General features: G+C 62.1%; 15 protein-coding genes. All 15 read left to right on the top strand.

Features of this window, described 5'->3' with window-relative positions; translation table 11 throughout:
- Positions 1-54: 54 nt before the first annotated feature.
- The 15 genes from atpE (at position 55) to cheA (ending at position 15,660) form a co-directional block, all read left to right on the top strand.
- Positions 55-321, top strand: a complete 267-nt coding sequence (atpE, locus tag PI93_RS24335; RefSeq protein WP_010807762.1) for a F0F1 ATP synthase subunit C — start codon at positions 55-57, stop codon at positions 319-321.
- Positions 322-446: 125 nt separating this feature from the next.
- Complete coding sequence (locus PI93_RS24330) at positions 447-917, top strand: F0F1 ATP synthase subunit B (RefSeq protein WP_039366358.1); 471 nt, start codon at positions 447-449, stop codon at positions 915-917.
- 2 nt (positions 918-919) lie between these two features.
- Positions 920-1,450, top strand: a complete 531-nt coding sequence (locus PI93_RS24325; RefSeq protein ID WP_039366362.1) for a F0F1 ATP synthase subunit delta — start codon at positions 920-922, stop codon at positions 1,448-1,450.
- Positions 1,451-1,499: 49 nt separating this feature from the next.
- The gene (atpA, locus tag PI93_RS24320) at positions 1,500-3,041 is read left to right on the top strand and encodes a F0F1 ATP synthase subunit alpha (protein ID WP_039366365.1); all 1,542 of its coding nucleotides are present in this window, start codon (positions 1,500-1,502) and stop codon (positions 3,039-3,041) included.
- A gap of 88 nt (positions 3,042-3,129) precedes the next feature.
- Positions 3,130-4,017, top strand: a complete 888-nt coding sequence (gene atpG / locus PI93_RS24315) for a F0F1 ATP synthase subunit gamma (RefSeq protein WP_039366368.1) — start codon at positions 3,130-3,132, stop codon at positions 4,015-4,017.
- Between the two features lie 61 nt (positions 4,018-4,078).
- Positions 4,079-5,470 (top strand): F0F1 ATP synthase subunit beta, encoded by a 1,392-nt coding sequence (atpD, locus tag PI93_RS24310; protein ID WP_039366371.1) that lies wholly within the window; start codon positions 4,079-4,081, stop codon positions 5,468-5,470.
- Positions 5,471-5,617: 147 nt separating this feature from the next.
- Positions 5,618-6,034: a F0F1 ATP synthase subunit epsilon gene (locus tag PI93_RS24305; protein ID WP_039366374.1), complete on the top strand. Its 417-nt coding sequence runs from the start codon at positions 5,618-5,620 to the stop codon at positions 6,032-6,034.
- Positions 6,035-6,409: 375 nt separating this feature from the next.
- The gene (locus tag PI93_RS24300) at positions 6,410-8,128 is read left to right on the top strand and encodes an AMP-binding protein (protein WP_039366377.1); all 1,719 of its coding nucleotides are present in this window, start codon (positions 6,410-6,412) and stop codon (positions 8,126-8,128) included.
- A gap of 134 nt (positions 8,129-8,262) precedes the next feature.
- A complete protein-coding gene (locus PI93_RS24295) occupies positions 8,263-9,474 on the top strand; it encodes a Bcr/CflA family multidrug efflux MFS transporter (RefSeq protein WP_039366381.1) in 1,212 nt (403 codons plus the stop codon).
- Positions 9,475-10,043: 569 nt separating this feature from the next.
- Positions 10,044-10,361, top strand: a complete 318-nt coding sequence (flhD, locus tag PI93_RS24290; RefSeq protein ID WP_010807753.1) for a flagellar transcriptional regulator FlhD — start codon at positions 10,044-10,046, stop codon at positions 10,359-10,361.
- A 75-nt stretch (positions 10,362-10,436) separates the two neighbouring features.
- Positions 10,437-11,033 carry a flagellar transcriptional regulator FlhC gene (gene flhC, locus PI93_RS24285; protein WP_039366384.1) on the top strand — a complete coding sequence of 199 codons (597 nt, stop codon included), beginning with the start codon at positions 10,437-10,439 and terminating at the stop codon, positions 11,031-11,033.
- 116 nt (positions 11,034-11,149) lie between these two features.
- Positions 11,150-12,010 carry a flagellar motor stator protein MotA gene (gene motA / locus PI93_RS24280; RefSeq protein ID WP_023598342.1) on the top strand — a complete coding sequence of 287 codons (861 nt, stop codon included), beginning with the start codon at positions 11,150-11,152 and terminating at the stop codon, positions 12,008-12,010.
- Between the two features lie 12 nt (positions 12,011-12,022).
- Positions 12,023-13,018 carry a flagellar motor protein MotB gene (motB, locus tag PI93_RS24275; RefSeq protein ID WP_039366390.1) on the top strand — a complete coding sequence of 332 codons (996 nt, stop codon included), beginning with the start codon at positions 12,023-12,025 and terminating at the stop codon, positions 13,016-13,018.
- Positions 13,019-13,035: 17 nt separating this feature from the next.
- Positions 13,036-13,419 (top strand): response regulator, encoded by a 384-nt coding sequence (locus PI93_RS24270; RefSeq protein ID WP_039366393.1) that lies wholly within the window; start codon positions 13,036-13,038, stop codon positions 13,417-13,419.
- 42 nt (positions 13,420-13,461) lie between these two features.
- On the top strand, positions 13,462-15,660 hold the full coding sequence (gene cheA / locus PI93_RS24265) for a chemotaxis protein CheA (protein WP_039366396.1): 2,199 nt from the start codon (positions 13,462-13,464) through the stop codon (positions 15,658-15,660).
- Positions 15,661-15,664: the final 4 nt, after the last annotated feature.

Here is a 15,664-nt window from a genome sequence, read left to right as displayed (position 1 = left end):
GTTTTTCAGTTTTTCAAATTTAAAGTTTCAAGTCTCTAACCAAAAGGAGTAATCATGCAAGCTTTCATCGCCAACATCCAGGGTCTGACCGCCATCGGTATCGGCATCATCATCGGTCTGGGTGCTATCGGCGCCTGTCTGGGTATCGCGCTGATGGGCGGTAAGTACATCGAAGCGTGCGCCCGTCAGCCCGAGCTGATGAACCCGCTGCAAACGAAGATGTTCCTGCTGGCCGGCCTGATCGACGCTGCATTCCTGATCGGCGTGGGCGTTGCCATGCTGTTCGCGTTCGCGAACCCGCTGCTGTCGAAGCTCGCTTAAGTTTCTTTCGGCCGGTCGCGCATTGATCCGCGCGGCCAACTGGACATGAACGGCGCGCCCAAGCCAGCAGGCACAATGGGGCGCGCTGTTTTGCCAATCGACTCGCATCACCGAAAGGAAACACCGTGAACATAAACGCAACTCTGTTCGCGCAAACCGTCGTGTTTCTGATCCTGGCATGGTTCACGATGAAGTTCGTGTGGCCGCCGCTGATCAAGGCTATCGACGAACGCGCGAAGAAAATCGCTGACGGTCTGGCTGCTGCCGATAAGGGCAAGGCTGAACTCGACGCCGCCAACAAGCGCTCCACGCAAGCCCTCGCGGAAGCCCGCGACGAAGGCGCGAAGCGTATTGCCGACGCCGAGAAGCGCGCACTGGCCGTGGCCGACGAGATCAAGGCCCAGGCGCAAGCCGAAGCCGCCCGTATCATCGCCAACGCCAAAGCCGAAGCCGAGAATCAGGCCGTCAAGGTCCGTGAAACGCTGCGCGAAGAAGTTGCCGGTCTGGCTGTCAAGGGCGCCGAGCAGATCCTGAAGCGTGAAGTTGACGCCAAGGCACACGCCGACCTGCTGAACCAACTCAAGGCAGAGCTCTGATCATGGCCGAACTCGCAACCATCGCTCGTCCGTATGCCGAGGCGTTGTTCCGCGTGGCCAAGTCCGGCGACCTGAATCGCTGGTCGGAGCTGGTGCGCGAACTGGCGCAAGTGGCGGCGCTGCCCGAAGTGGCCAATCTGGCCGACGATCCGAAAGTCACGCCGGCGCAAGTCGTCGACGTGCTGAGCGCAGCCGTGAAATCGACCGACGCCGAAGTGCGCAACTTCGTCGCCGCTGTGGTCGAGAACGGCCGTCTGGCCGCAATGCCGGAAATCGCCGAACAGTTCGAAGTGTTGAAGAACACTGCCGCCGGTTCGGCGGATGCCACGATCGAAAGCGCCTTCCCGCTCGAAGGTGAGCAACTGACCTCGTTGGTCAAGGGCCTCGAGCACAAGTTCGGCCGCAAGCTCAACCCGAGCGTGACGGTAGATCCGTCGCTCATCGGTGGCGTGCGTGTGGTGGTTGGCGACGAGGTGCTGGACACTTCGGTGCGCGCCCGCCTGGCAGCTATGCGGACGTCGCTGACGGCCTGAGCCCGGCGCGATAGCCTGCGACGGCAAGAATTGAATATCAGGAGCACATATGCAACTCAATCCCTCTGAAATCAGCGAACTGATCAAGAGCCGGATTCAAGGTCTCGAGAGCGGCGCCGAAGTCCGTAATGAAGGCACCGTGATTTCGGTGACCGACGGTATCTGCCGTATCCATGGCCTGTCGGACGTGATGCAGGGCGAAATGCTGGAATTCCCGGGCAATACGTTCGGTCTGGCACTGAACCTCGAGCGCGACTCCGTCGGCGCCGTGATTCTGGGCGAGTACGAGCACATCTCGGAAGGCGACACCGTCAAGTGCACGGGCCGCATTCTGGAAGTGCCGGTCGGCCCGGAACTGAAGGGCCGCGTCGTTGACGCACTGGGCCAGCCGATCGACGGCAAGGGTCCGATCAACGCCAAGCAAACCGACGCTATCGAAAAGATCGCCCCGGGCGTGATTTGGCGTAAGTCGGTGTCGCAGCCGCTGCAAACCGGTACCAAGGCTATCGACGCCATGGTGCCGATCGGCCGTGGCCAGCGCGAGCTGATCATTGGTGACCGTCAGACGGGTAAGACCGCTGTGGCTGTCGACACGATCATTTCGCAGAAGGGCAAGGGCGTGACCTGCGTCTACGTCGCGATCGGCCAGAAGGCGTCGTCGATCATGAACGTGGTGCGCAAGCTCGAAGAGCACGGCGCGATGGAATACACCATCATCGTGACCGCCACCGCTTCGGATTCGGCCGCCATGCAGTTCATCGCACCGTACTCCGGTTGCACGATGGGCGAATACTTCCGCGATCGTGGCGAAGACGCGCTGATCATTTATGACGACTTGACCAAGCAAGCCTGGGCCTATCGTCAGATCTCGCTGCTGCTGCGCCGCCCGCCGGGCCGTGAAGCTTACCCGGGTGACGTGTTCTATCTCCACTCGCGTCTGCTCGAGCGTGCCGCTCGCGTCTCGGAAGAGTACGTCGAGAAGTTCACCAACGGCGCCGTCAAGGGTCAAAGCGGTTCGCTGACGGCACTGCCGATCATTGAAACGCAAGCCGGCGACGTGACCGCGTTCGTTCCGACGAACGTGATCTCGATTACCGACGGCCAGATCTTCCTGGAAACCGACCTCTTCAACGCAGGCATCCGCCCGGCAATTAACGCCGGTATCTCGGTGTCGCGTGTGGGTGGTGCAGCACAGACGAAGGTCATCAAGAAGTTGTCGGGCGGTATTCGTACCGACCTCGCACAGTATCGTGAGCTGGCTGCCTTCGCGCAGTTCGCCTCGGATCTGGACGAAGCGACCCGCAAGCAGCTCGAGCGCGGCCGCCGCGTGACGGAACTGCTCAAGCAGCCGCAATTCGCGCCGCTGCAAGTGTGGGAGCTGGCTGTTTCGCTGTTCGCCGCCAACAACGGCTATCTGGACGACCTCGAAATCGCTCAGGTGCTGCCGTTCGAAAAGGGTCTGCGCGAAGTTCTGAAGACCAGCCACGGCGCGCTCATCGGCCGTATCGAAGAGACCAAAGATCTCTCGAAGGACGACGAAGCCGCCCTGCACGCTGCGATCAAGGACTTCAAGAAGACCGGCGCTTACTAATCCGGTTGAATCGGTAACTATTCAACGGACCCGGGAAGGCGCGATGTTCAGGCAACAACGAATGTCGCGCCGAGACAAGGAGTAAGCAATGGCTGGAATGAAGGAAATTCGCGGCAAGATCAAGAGCGTGCAAAACACGCGCAAGATCACCAAGGCCATGGAAATGGTGGCCGCGTCGAAGATGCGCAAGGCGCAGGAACGCATGCGTCATGCCCGGCCGTACGCTGACAAGGTACGCCAGATCGCCGCGCATATGGGCCAGGCGAATCCGGAATACCACCACCCGTTCATGGTGAAGCATGCCGACGCGAAAGCCGCCGGCGTCATCGTGGTGACGACGGACAAGGGCTTGTGCGGCGGCTTGAACACCAACGTGCTGCGTGCCGTGGTGAACAAGTTGAAGGCCATCGAAGCGCAAGGTCTGAAGGTCGAAGCCACCGCCATCGGCGGTAAGGGTTTCGGTTTCCTGAACCGTATCGGCGCCAAGGTGGTTTCGCATGCCGTGCAACTGGGCGACACGCCGCACCTGGACAAGCTGATCGGTGTGGTGAAGGTTCAGCTCGACGCGTATGCCGAAGGCAAGCTCGACGCCGTGTACCTGGCTTATAACCGCTTCGTCAACACGATGAAGCAGGAAGCTGTGGTCGAACAACTGCTGCCGCTGCCCGAGAAGTTCGAGGGCGAGTCGGAAGACGCGAGCGCAGTGCCGGCACAGCATTCGTGGGACTACATCTACGAACCGGATGCAAAGACGGTCGTCGATGCCCTGCTGGTGCGTTACGTCGAAGCTGTCGTGTATCAGGCAGTCGCTGAGAACATGGCGTCGGAACAGTCCGCCCGCATGGTGGCCATGAAGGCCGCTTCGGACAATGCAAAGACCGTGATCGGTGAATTGCAGATGGTCTACAACAAGGGCCGTCAAGCAGCGATTACGAAGGAACTGTCCGAAATCGTGGGTGGCGCCGCCGCAGTGTAAGCGGTGGCACGGGCCGATGCGCCGTAAGGCGAAATGAATTTGAGTATCTAAAGGAAAAGCGATGAGTACTGCTTTGATTGAAGGCAAAATCGTACAGTGCATCGGCGCCGTTATCGACGTGGAATTCCCGCGCGACAGCATGCCGAAGATCTACGACGCGCTCACCATGGAAGGTTCGGAACTGACGCTCGAAGTCCAGCAGCAGCTGGGCGACGGCGTGGTCCGTACCATCTGTCTGGGTTCCTCCGAAGGCCTGCGCCGCGGTATGACGGTGCAAAACACCGGTCTGCCGATCACGGTGCCGGTGGGTCCGGCAACGCTGGGTCGCATCATGGACGTGCTTGGCCGTCCGATCGACGAAGCCGGTCCGATCGCCAAGGATCACACCCGTTCGATTCACCAGAAGGCTCCGGCATTCGACGAGCTGTCGCCGTCGACGGAACTGCTCGAAACCGGTATCAAGGTTATCGATTTGATCTGCCCGTTCGCCAAGGGCGGCAAGGTGGGTCTGTTCGGTGGCGCCGGTGTGGGCAAGACCGTGAACATGATGGAACTCATCAATAACATCGCCAAGGCACACGGCGGTTATTCGGTGTTTGCCGGCGTGGGCGAGCGTACCCGTGAAGGGAACGACTTCTACCACGAAATGAAGGACTCGAACGTTCTGGACAAGGTCGCGCTGGTGTACGGCCAGATGAACGAGCCGCCGGGCAACCGTCTGCGCGTCGCGCTGACCGGTCTGACGATGGCCGAGCACTTCCGTGACGAAGGTCGCGACGTGCTGTTCTTCGTGGACAACATCTACCGTTTCACGCTGGCCGGTACCGAAGTGTCGGCACTGCTCGGCCGTATGCCGTCGGCCGTGGGCTATCAGCCGACGCTGGCTGAAGAAATGGGCAAGCTGCAAGAGCGTATTACGTCGACCAAGACTGGCTCGATCACGTCGGTGCAAGCCGTGTACGTGCCTGCCGATGACTTGACCGACCCGTCGCCGGCAACCACCTTCGGTCACTTGGACGCCACCGTCGTGCTCTCGCGTGACATCGCGTCGCTGGGTATCTACCCGGCCGTGGATGCACTCGACTCGACCTCGCGTCAGATCGACCCGAACGTGATTGGCGAAGAGCACTACACGGTGACCCGTCGCGTGCAATCGACGCTGCAGCGTTACAAGGAACTGCGCGACATTATCGCGATTCTGGGTATGGACGAACTGTCGCCGGACGACAAGCTCGCCGTGGCCCGTGCGCGTAAGATCCAGCGTTTCCTGTCGCAGCCGTTCCACGTGGCCGAAGTGTTCACGGGTTCGCCGGGCAAGTACGTTCCGCTCAAGGAAACGATCCGCGGCTTCAAGATGATCGTCGACGGCGAATGTGACCACCTGCCGGAACAGGCGTTCTACATGGTTGGCACGATCGACGAAGCGTTCGAAAAAGCCAAGAAGATGCAGTAAACGGTTGAGTGCCGGGCGACGGCGGGGTCTCGCAAGAGACGCCACCGCACGCCGGCAGGTGACTGTTGCGGGGCGGGGTAGCGGAGCGAGGACGGCAACGTCCGGACTGGCGCGCCTGCCGCTTCATCACACTCAACGGGAGCGATTATGGCAACCATTCACGTAGACGTCGTCAGCGCGGAAGAGCAGATCTTCTCGGGTAAGGCACGCTTTGTGGCGCTGCCCGGCGAAGCCGGCGAGCTGGGCATTCTGCCCGGCCACACGCCGCTGATCACGCGTATCAAGCCGGGCGCGGTGCGAATCGAGGACGAAGCAGGTAACGAGGACTTCGTCTTCGTGGCCGGCGGCATTCTCGAAGTGCAACCGGGCACGGTCACCGTGCTCGCCGACACCGCCATTCGCGGCAAGGATCTTGACGAGGCGAAGGCTGCCGATGCCAAGCGCCGCGCCGAAGAAGCGTTGACGAACAAGGATTCGAACATCGAGTACGCGACTGCCCAGGCCGAACTGGCCGAAGCGATCGCTCAACTCGCTGCGATCCAGAAGTTCCGCAAGGCGAAGTAAATCGGCAAGTCGGTTGCGACGGCATTTTCGCCGGCCTAACCGACCCTGCCAGTCGTCGCGCAGTGATCGTCGTCCTCAGGACGTCCGTCGCCGTGTAACGACAGAAAGCCCCATGCATGCAAGTGCGTGGGGCTTTTGTTTTGTCTGTTGAATCGAGCCCCCTTCATTGCAGACGCCCGAAGCATGCCGACTCAGGGCCATCCCCACTCGTTGCGCCATACAAATTACGTTAACGTAAACGTCAACCCAGCGTGACGCGCTATTGTTATGAAGAGACGCTCGCCATCGTTCGCGACAACGACAGGCGAGCCATTCACTCGTTAGTGCCGCGCGACAGCATTTCGCCACTTCAGCATTGCTTCAGGAGACAAAAGCATGGAAAGCCGGGAAGGTGCGGGCGTTGTACCTCGTAATGGACTGTCGTATGTGAAGGGTGATACCACCGTACCGCTTTCGACGTTGACGGTGTTCGGTCTGCTTGCCGAGACGGCGGCGAAGTTTCCCGAGCGACAGGCGGTGGTGTTTCGCGAGCAGGGCGTGGACTGGACGTGGCGCGAATTCATCGCGCATGTAGACACCTTTGCCGCCGGACTGATTTCGCTGGGGCTGAAGCAGGGCGACCGCGTGGGCATCTGGTCGCCGAACCGTGTCGAATGGCTGGTCACGCAGTTCGCGACCGCGCGAGTTGGCCTGATTCTCGTGAACATCAATCCGGCGTACCGGCTCGCCGAACTCGAATACGCCATCAACAAGGTCGGCTGCAAGGCGCTGGTCGCGGCGGAGTCGTTCAAGACGTCGCGCTACCTCGAGATGCTCAATGTGCTCGCGCCCGAGCTGGCCACGTGTACGCCTGGTCAACTGAAGGCGGAGAAGCTGCCTTCGCTGCGCACGATCATCCGCATGGGCACCGGCATCACGCCGGGCATGATGAACTACAGCGACGTGGTGACGCTCGGTGCCGACGCCGATCTCGTCAAACTGCGCGAGATTTCCGGTGCGCTCGATTGCTTCGATGCCATCAACGTCCAGTTCACGAGCGGCACGACGGGCAGCCCGAAGGGCGCCACGCTGACCCATCACAACATCGTCAACAACGGCCGCTTCATCGCCATGGCGATGCGCTTCTCCGAGCACGACAGCCTGTGCATTCCCGTGCCGTTCTATCACTGCTTCGGCATGGTGCTGGCGGTGCTGGCCTGCGTCTCGACGGGCGCGACGATGGTGTTCCCGGGCGAGGCCTTCGATCCGAAGGCCACGATGGCCGCCGTCTCGGAAGAAAGCTGCACGGCGCTACATGGCGTGCCAACGATGTTCATCGCGCAACTCGACCATCCGGATTTCGGCAACTACCACTTCGACACCTTGCGCACGGGGATCATGGCGGGCTCGCCGTGCCCTATCGAGACGATGAAGCGCGTGATCAGCGAAATGCACATGAGCGAGGTGACGATCGCCTACGGCATGACGGAGACGAGCCCGGTGTCGTTCCAGACCACCACGACCGATCCGCTGGAGAAGCGTGTGACGACCGTGGGGCGCGTGCAGCCGCACCTCGAAGTGAAGCTCGTCGACGCGGCGGGCGAGATCGTGCCGGTGGGCGAGAAGGGCGAACTTTGCACGAAGGGCTATTCAGTGATGCTGGGCTATTGGGACGACGAACCCCGCACCCGTGAGGCGATCCGCGATGGCTGGATGCACACGGGTGACCTCGCCACGATCGACGAAGACGGCTACTGCAATATCGTTGGCCGGGTGAAGGACATGCTCATTCGCGGCGGCGAGAATATCTACCCGCGCGAGATCGAGGAATTTCTGTTCCGTCACCCGAAGGTACAGGCCGTGCAGGTGTTCGGCGTGCCGGACGCCAAGTACGGCGAGGAAGTCTGTGCCTGGATCGTCCTGAAGCCAGGCCAGAGCGCGACGGAAGACGACATCCGCGACTTCTGCAAAGATCAGATCGCCCATTACAAGATCCCGCGCTACATCCGCTTCGTCGACGAGATGCCGATGACGGTCACGGGCAAGGTGCAAAAGTTCATCATGCGCGAAAAGATGGTCGAAACGCTCGGGTTGTCCGAGGCGAAGACGGCCTGAGCGTCCGGGCAGCGAACGCGTGGGCAGCGATAAACGATAGGGGCAGGGCTCGCGCAAGCGGCGAGCCGCTGCTTATTTTTTGAGCGGGTCCGGGGGCAATGCCGTATCATTCGGGATTACCCTAGATCCTCACCATGCCTGCCCACACCTTCCGTACCGTTTTCGTTCTCGGCATTCTGTCGGCCATCGGCTCGCTGTCGATCGACATGTATTTGCCCGCGCTACCTGCCATTGCGCGCGAGCTGAACACCACGGACGCGGCAGCGCAGTTCTCACTGGCAGCGTTCTTCATCGGACTGGGGCTGGGTCAGTTGCTGCATGGCCCGCTGGCCGATCGTTATGGACGCAAGCGCCCGTTGTATGCCGGTCTCGCCCTCTACACGCTCGCATCGGCAGGTTGCGCGCTCGCGACCAACATCGAGACGCTGATCGTCTGTCGTTTCATTCAGGCCGTGGGCGGCTGCGCGTGCTTCGTCATTGCGCGTGCCATGGCGCGCGACCTGTTCGACACGAACACGGTGGCCCGCGTGCTCTCCCGCATGACGCTCATCATGGGCGCCGCGCCGATCCTTGCCCCGCTCATCGGCGGTCAAGTGTTGTTGTTCGTGGGCTGGCGCTGGATCTTCTGGGGCCTGACGGTCTTCGGCGCGGCCTGCTTTGCGATGTCCGTCTACTGGTTGCCAGAGACGCGTGCGGCCGCCAGACAGGTCCGCAACTGGCTCTCCACCGCCTGGCATAACTACGGCGCGCTGTTGCGCGACCGCGAGTTCATGGGGAACGCGCTCGCGGGGGGCGTCTCGCAAGCCGGCATGTTCGCCTACATCACGGGTTCGCCCTTCGTATTCATCAATCTGTACGGCGTCGATCCGGCGCACTACGGCTGGCTCTTCGGGCTGAATGCCTGCGGCATCATCGGTGGCTCACAGATCAATGCGCATTTGCTGCGCAAACGTCGTCCGGCCGACGTATTGCGCCGTACCAACAATCTGGTCGCCATTCTCGGGTTGTTGATGCTGGCGGTGGCGGCGCTGCAACTGGGCGGCCTGATCGGGCTGATGGTGCCGCTTTTCGCCTATGTCACGAGTCTAGGCTTCTCCCAGCCGAACGCCGTGGCCGAAGCCCTGAACCGCCAGCATCAGCGTGCGGGCGCCGCCTCGGCGCTACTCGGTGCGTTGCAATTTCTCGCCGCGGCGAGCGCTGGCGCGGCGGTGGGGTTGATGCACGCCAACTCGGCGGTGCCAATGGCGGCCGTCATGGCGGTGTGCGGTGCGCTGTCGTGGTGTTTCCACACGGTGCTGATTCGCCGGGCGAAGCCGGCGGCACCTCCCGCGGCCGGGACGGTGTGATTCTGTTCAACGCCGCGTCAATGTGCGCAAACGGGAACACCCGGCGTCACCAGGCGTCTCAAATCCGCAACACGGGAAAGGGACGTAAGACGAGGTAAGGCGAAACGATGCCGTCATCGGTCATCTCGCGGGAACCGATGTCCGAACTTTCCTTCCAAACCTGAAATTCGGCGCGCGGCACTACATCTGTAACAGTTTGTAATTGCTCTGTTCCTGTGCCCGCTCGATTGGCAAAGTACGATCCAGCGCCCCTTTGCAAAGTCCCCCTGAAATTTTTTGCAAGGATCGCTAAAGTTCGGCAAAACCCCGCCGAAATACAGTCAAGTAGTAAAGCGCAGCTTCGTGACACTTTCATGAAGCTGTCACCCGTTCGACACCGATCGTTCTCCCCGAGCGCATCGTTGGGGCCGCTCGCGCCCCTCATGTAGGAAAAACTCCTACAAAAAACTTCCGCTTTTCTCGCCATCCCACGTAGTTTTTCTCCGATTTCTTTATCTTTCGCCCTTGTCCACAATGCGGGGGAATAGACAGTAGTACCGCCAGATTCATCCATTGCGCCGGGGGGCCGCATGCGAAACAGCGAAACACTGAATGAGATTCGTGAGTTGAATCTCTCCTACCTTGTCCTGGCACAACGCCTGATCCGAGAGGATCGCGCGGCGGCGATGTTTCGCCTGGGCATCAGCGACCAGCTTGCCGACGTGCTCGGCAGTCTCACACTGGCTCAACTCGTCAAGTTTGCGGGGTCGAACCAGTTGCTGTGCCGATTTCGATTCGACGACCACGTGATTCTGTCGACCCTTACGCATGGGGCCAAAGACGTGGGTATGCAGCAGTCGCACGCATCGATTCTGCTGGCGGGGCAACCCGTCGAGCAGATCGGCTGAGCGCACGACACACGCGACGCGCGCGGCGCCGTCCCGAGGGGCGGCGCTTTGCGTGACTTGCCAGGAAGCCTGTATATGCGTACCAAAAGCGTCGTCCTCGAGGCCCGTGAGATTCAACTGGCCATCGAACTGATCGAACTCGGCGCCCGCCTCCAATTGTTGGAAGCGGAAACGAGCCTGAGCCGCGACCGGCTCATCAAACTCTACAAAGAGCTCAAAGGGGCGTCCCCGCCCAAGGGCATGCTGCCGTTCTCGACCGATTGGTTCGTGACGTGGCTGCCGAACATTCACTCGTCGCTTTTCCACAACATCTACCGTCATCTGGTGCAGTACGGCGGATGCCAGGGCATCGAGGCCATCATCAAGGCGTATCGGTTGTATCTGGAGCATGTGGAGTTGCACGGCTGGGAAGCGGTGCTCGGGTTTACGCGTGCGTGGACGCTCGTTCGCTTCTTCGACAGCAAGATGTTGCAAATGACGCCGTGCACGCGATGCGGCGGCCATTTCGTCACGCACGCGCACGAGCCGCATGGTCAGTACGTTTGCGGGCTGTGCCAACCGCCGTCGCGCGCCGGCAAGACCCGGAAAGCGAAACACGCGCACGCCGCCGATCTGGCGCCGGCCGTGGCGTCGCCTGTGCCTGGCACGGATATTTCCCCATTAGCCGCCTAAACGAGCCTATTTCACGAGGTCGCGCCCCCTACAGTTTCCCTGCGTGTCTGCCGTTAAGCCCTCTGAACAGGAAGGACAATTTTCCGTAGACGTATTTTTGCGAGAGGTATCCGGCAGTGCTTGTCGTCATTGGTTACATCATCGTTCTGGCATCGGTCTTTGGCGGCTTCGTCATCGGCGGAGGCCACTTGGGCGCGCTGTTTCAGCCGACCGAGCTGCTGATCATCGGTGGCGCGGGCGTGGGCTCGTTCGTGGTGGGCAACAACAGCAAGGCGATCAAGGCGACGATGAAAGCGCTGCCGATGCTGTTCAAGGGCTCGAAATACACCAAAGAGCTGTACATGGAGCTGATGGCGCTCCTGTACGTGCTGCTCGCGAAGGCGCGCAAGGACGGCATGCTCGCCATCGAAGGGGACGTGGAAGATCCGGCATCGAGCCCGGTGTTCTCGCAATACCCGCGCATTCTCGGCGAGCCGCGCATCATGGAGTTCCTCACCGACTACCTGCGCCTGATGGTCAGCGGCAACATGAACGCGTTCGAGATCGAGAACCTGATGGATCACGAAATCGAAACCTACCGTCACGAAGGCGAAGTCCCGGCGCACTGTCTGCAAAAGACGGGCGACGCCATGCCGGCCTTCGGTATCGTGGCCGCCGTGATGGGGGTGGTGCACACCATGGCGTCGGCCGACCAGCCGCCTGCCGTGCTGGGTGCGCTGATTGCCCAGGCACTGGTGGGCACGTTCCTCGGTATCTTGCTGGCTTACGGTTTCATTTCGCCGCTGGCCCAACTCATCGAGCACCGCATCAACGAGTCGGTCAAGCTCTACGAGTGCATCAAGGTCACGCTGCTGGCCAGCCTGAACGGCTATGCGCCGGCACTCTCGGTCGAGTTCGGCCGCAAGGTGCTTTATTCCACAGTACGTCCGTCGTTCGCCGAGCTTGAAGAGCACGTGCGACAGGTCAAGGCACGTTGACGGGCGAGCGCAATGAGCGAGAAAGAAGAGCGGCCCATCATCGTCAAGCGCCGCGCACGCGGTGCGCACGGCCATCACGGCGGCGCGTGGAAGATTGCCTACGCCGACTTCATGACGGCCATGATGGCGTTCTTCCTGCTGATGTGGCTGCTTAGCTCAGTGAGCAGCAAGGAATTGACGGGCATCGCCGAGTACTTCCGCACGCCGCTGAAGGTCGCGCTCACGGGCGGACGCAACGCGGCAGACAACAGCGGTGTGATTCCCGGCGGTGGCGCCGACACGACACGCACCGATGGCCAGAAGTCGCGCGGCGACCAGGTCAAGTCGCGCCAGGCGACCACGACCGAACTGGCCGAGCGCGCCGATGCGCAGCGTTTGCGCGAACTCAAGGCGCGCATCGAGAAGGCCATCGAAAATAACCCGACGCTCAGGCAGTTCCGCAAACAGTTGCTCATCGACGTGACGACCGAAGGCTTGCGCATCCAGATCGTCGACGACCAGAACCGGCCGATGTTCGCCAACGCGAGCGCGCAGGTGCAGCCGTATATGCGCGACATCCTGCGCGAGATCGGCAAGTCGCTCAACGATGTGCCCAACCGTATCAGCCTGTCCGGTCACACCGATGCCACGGCCTATGCGCAGGGCGACAAGAGCTATAGCAACTGGGAACTGTCCGCCGATCGCGCGAACGCTTCGCGTCGCGAACTGATTGCGGGAGGCCTCGACGGCGACAAGGTGTTGCGCGTTGTGGGCCTCGCGTCGACCGTGCCGCTCGATCGTGACGACGCGTACAACCCGATCAATCGCCGCATCAGCATCATCGTGCTCAACCGCCGCGCAGAGCAGTCGGTCAAGCACGAAGGCGACCAACCGACAATCGACGCCGCGAACGCACGCGGCGCAGGAAGCGACGCGGTGAATGCCGCCATCAACGGCACCTTGCCTGCCATGCCGGGAGTGCCCACGCCCCCGGCACCGCCGGCGGCGCCGGGCGCCCCCGCGCGCTAACCGACAAGAGGAGACGCATGCAAGCCCTTCGCAACACGATTCTCGCCGTCGACGATTCCGCGTCGATGCGTCAGATTCTGGCGGCAACGCTCGACGAAGCCGGCTACGCCGTGACGACCGCCCGCGACGGGCAGGAAGCTCTGGCGTTGGCGTCGAACGCGAGCTTCGATCTGGTGCTGACCGACCAGCACATGCCTGGCATGGATGGTTTGTCGCTCATTCGCGCACTGCGCGACCTCGACGCGTTTGCCCAGACGCCCATTCTGGTGCTCACGACGGAAGTCGATGGCGCGTACAAGACGGCAGCCCGCGAAGCGGGCGCCAGCGGCTGGCTGATCAAGCCGGTCGACCCCGAAGCATTGGTCGACGTGGTGGGCTCGCTCGTCGGCGAAGGCGCATGACGATGGCGTCGATGGCACAACCAAGTTAGGACGAGGAAATCGGTGGATATCACCCAGTTCTACCAGACCTTTTTCGATGAAGCGGAAGAGTTGCTCGCTGAGATGGAGCACCTCCTGCTCGCGCTCGACATCAATGCGCCGGACAACGAGCAGCTCAACGCGATCTTCCGTGCGGCCCATTCGATCAAGGGCGGCGCCGCAACGTTCGGCTTCACCGCGCTCACCGAGACCACTCACCTGCTGGAAAACCTGCTGGACCGCGCGCGTCGCGGCGAATTGCAGTTGCGCACCGAGATGGTCGACACCTTCCTGGAAACCAAAGACGTGTTGCATCAACAGTTGAATGCCTACCGCGCCTCCAGTGAACCTGATGTCGAGGCGATGACGCGTATCTGCGCGATCCTTCAGCAACTGGCCGCGGAAGAAGGCGGTGCGCCGGCCTCTGCCGCACCGGTTTCGCCCGCAGCGGCAGCCCCCGCGCCCGCAGCACCGGCTGCCCCCGTGGCGAGCGCCGATGCCGGCGCCACTGATGCGAGTGGTGCGCCCGCGAGCCCTGTGCCGCCGGGCCAGACGCGCCTGAAAGTCACGCTCACCGGCGTCGGCGAAAAAGACCAGTCGCTGCTCGCCGAAGAACTGGGCAACCTCGGTCAGGTCGCCGGCCGTCAATCGACACCCGATGCGCTGCACCTGTGGCTCGACACCACCTGCGGCCCCGACGACATCCTCGCGGTGTGCTGCTTCGTGATCGAGCCGTCGCAAATCGATGTGCAGGATGCGTCGGCCGCAGCAGCAGCGGCACCTGCCGCCGCCCCGGTCGAAGCTCCCGCGGCCGCGCCGGCACCGGCACCGACCGCCGAAATCTTTACGCCGGCCCCGGCCGCATCGGCCCCGATCGAAGTACCGGCCGCACCGGCACCGGTGGCGGCGCCGAGCGTAGCCGAGCAGATCGTTGTGCCCGCTGCCCCGGTGGTGCAAGCCGGCGCGGGCGGCAATGGCGCCCATCATCCGCCGGAAAAGCGTGCCGCGGCGGCGCCCGCCGGCGGCGCGGCAGGCCACGAAAACAGCTCGATTCGCGTGGGCGTGGAAAAGGTCGATCAGCTCATCAATCTCGTCGGTGAACTGGTGATCACGCAGGCCATGCTGGCGCAAACGGCAAGCAGCCTCGATCCGATGTTGCACGACCGCCTGTTCAACGGCATGGGCCAGCTCGAGCGCAACGCGCGCGACCTGCAAGAGGCCGTGATGTCCATCCGCATGATGCCGATGGACTACGTGTTCTCGCGCTTCCCGCGTCTGGTGCGCGATCTCGCCGGCAAGCTGGGCAAGCAAATCGAACTCGTTACGTTCGGTCAGGCGACCGAACTCGACAAGAGCCTGATCGAGCGCATCATCGATCCGCTCACACACCTCGTGCGCAACAGTCTGGACCACGGCATCGAAACCTCGGAGGCGCGTCTGGCCTCGGGCAAGGACCCGGTCGGCCAACTGGTGCTGTCTGCCGCGCATCAGGGCGGCAACATCGTGATCGAGGTAAGCGACGACGGCGCGGGCCTGCGTCGCGAAAAGATTCTCGCCAAGGCGCAGCAGCAGGGCATGAATGTGTCCGACTCGATGGCCGACGAAGAAGTCTGGCAACTGATCTTCGCGCCGGGTTTCTCCACGGCAGAAGCGGTGACCGACGTGTCGGGCCGTGGCGTGGGCATGGACGTCGTCAAGCGAAACATCCAGCAGATGGGTGGTCACGTGGAGATTCTGTCCACGCGCGGCAAGGGCACCACGATCCGTATCGTGCTGCCGCTCACGCTCGCGATTCTCGACGGCATGTCCGTCAAGGTCGGCCCCGAGATCTTCATCCTGCCGCTGAACTTCGTGATGGAGTCGCTGCAACCGCGTCGCGACGACATTCGCGCGGTGACCGGCGAAGGTCAGGTCGTGCTGGTGCGCGGCGAATACCTGCCGCTCGTGGAGCTGTACCGCGCGTTCGACGTGCCGGACGCGCGTCTCGACCCCACGCAGGGCATCATCGTGATCCTTCAGGCCGAAGGCCGCCGCTTTGCGTTGCTGGTGGACGAGTTGGTGGGCCAGCAGCAAGTCGTGGTGAAGAACCTCGAAACCAATTACCGCCGTATTCACGGTATTTCCGCCGCCACCATCATGGGTGACGGCAGTGTGGCCTTGATCGTCGATGTGGCGGCGCTTCAGCGCGGTCAGCGCTCGGCGTCGGCCACCATCTTCAACTGAAGTC

Origin of the sequence: Pandoraea fibrosis, assembly GCF_000807775.2 — a bacterium.
GTDB lineage: Bacteria > Pseudomonadota > Gammaproteobacteria > Burkholderiales > Burkholderiaceae > Pandoraea > Pandoraea fibrosis.
The sequence above is the reverse complement of the archived record's forward strand: the minus strand, read 5'-3'. Positions and strand labels throughout refer to the sequence as shown.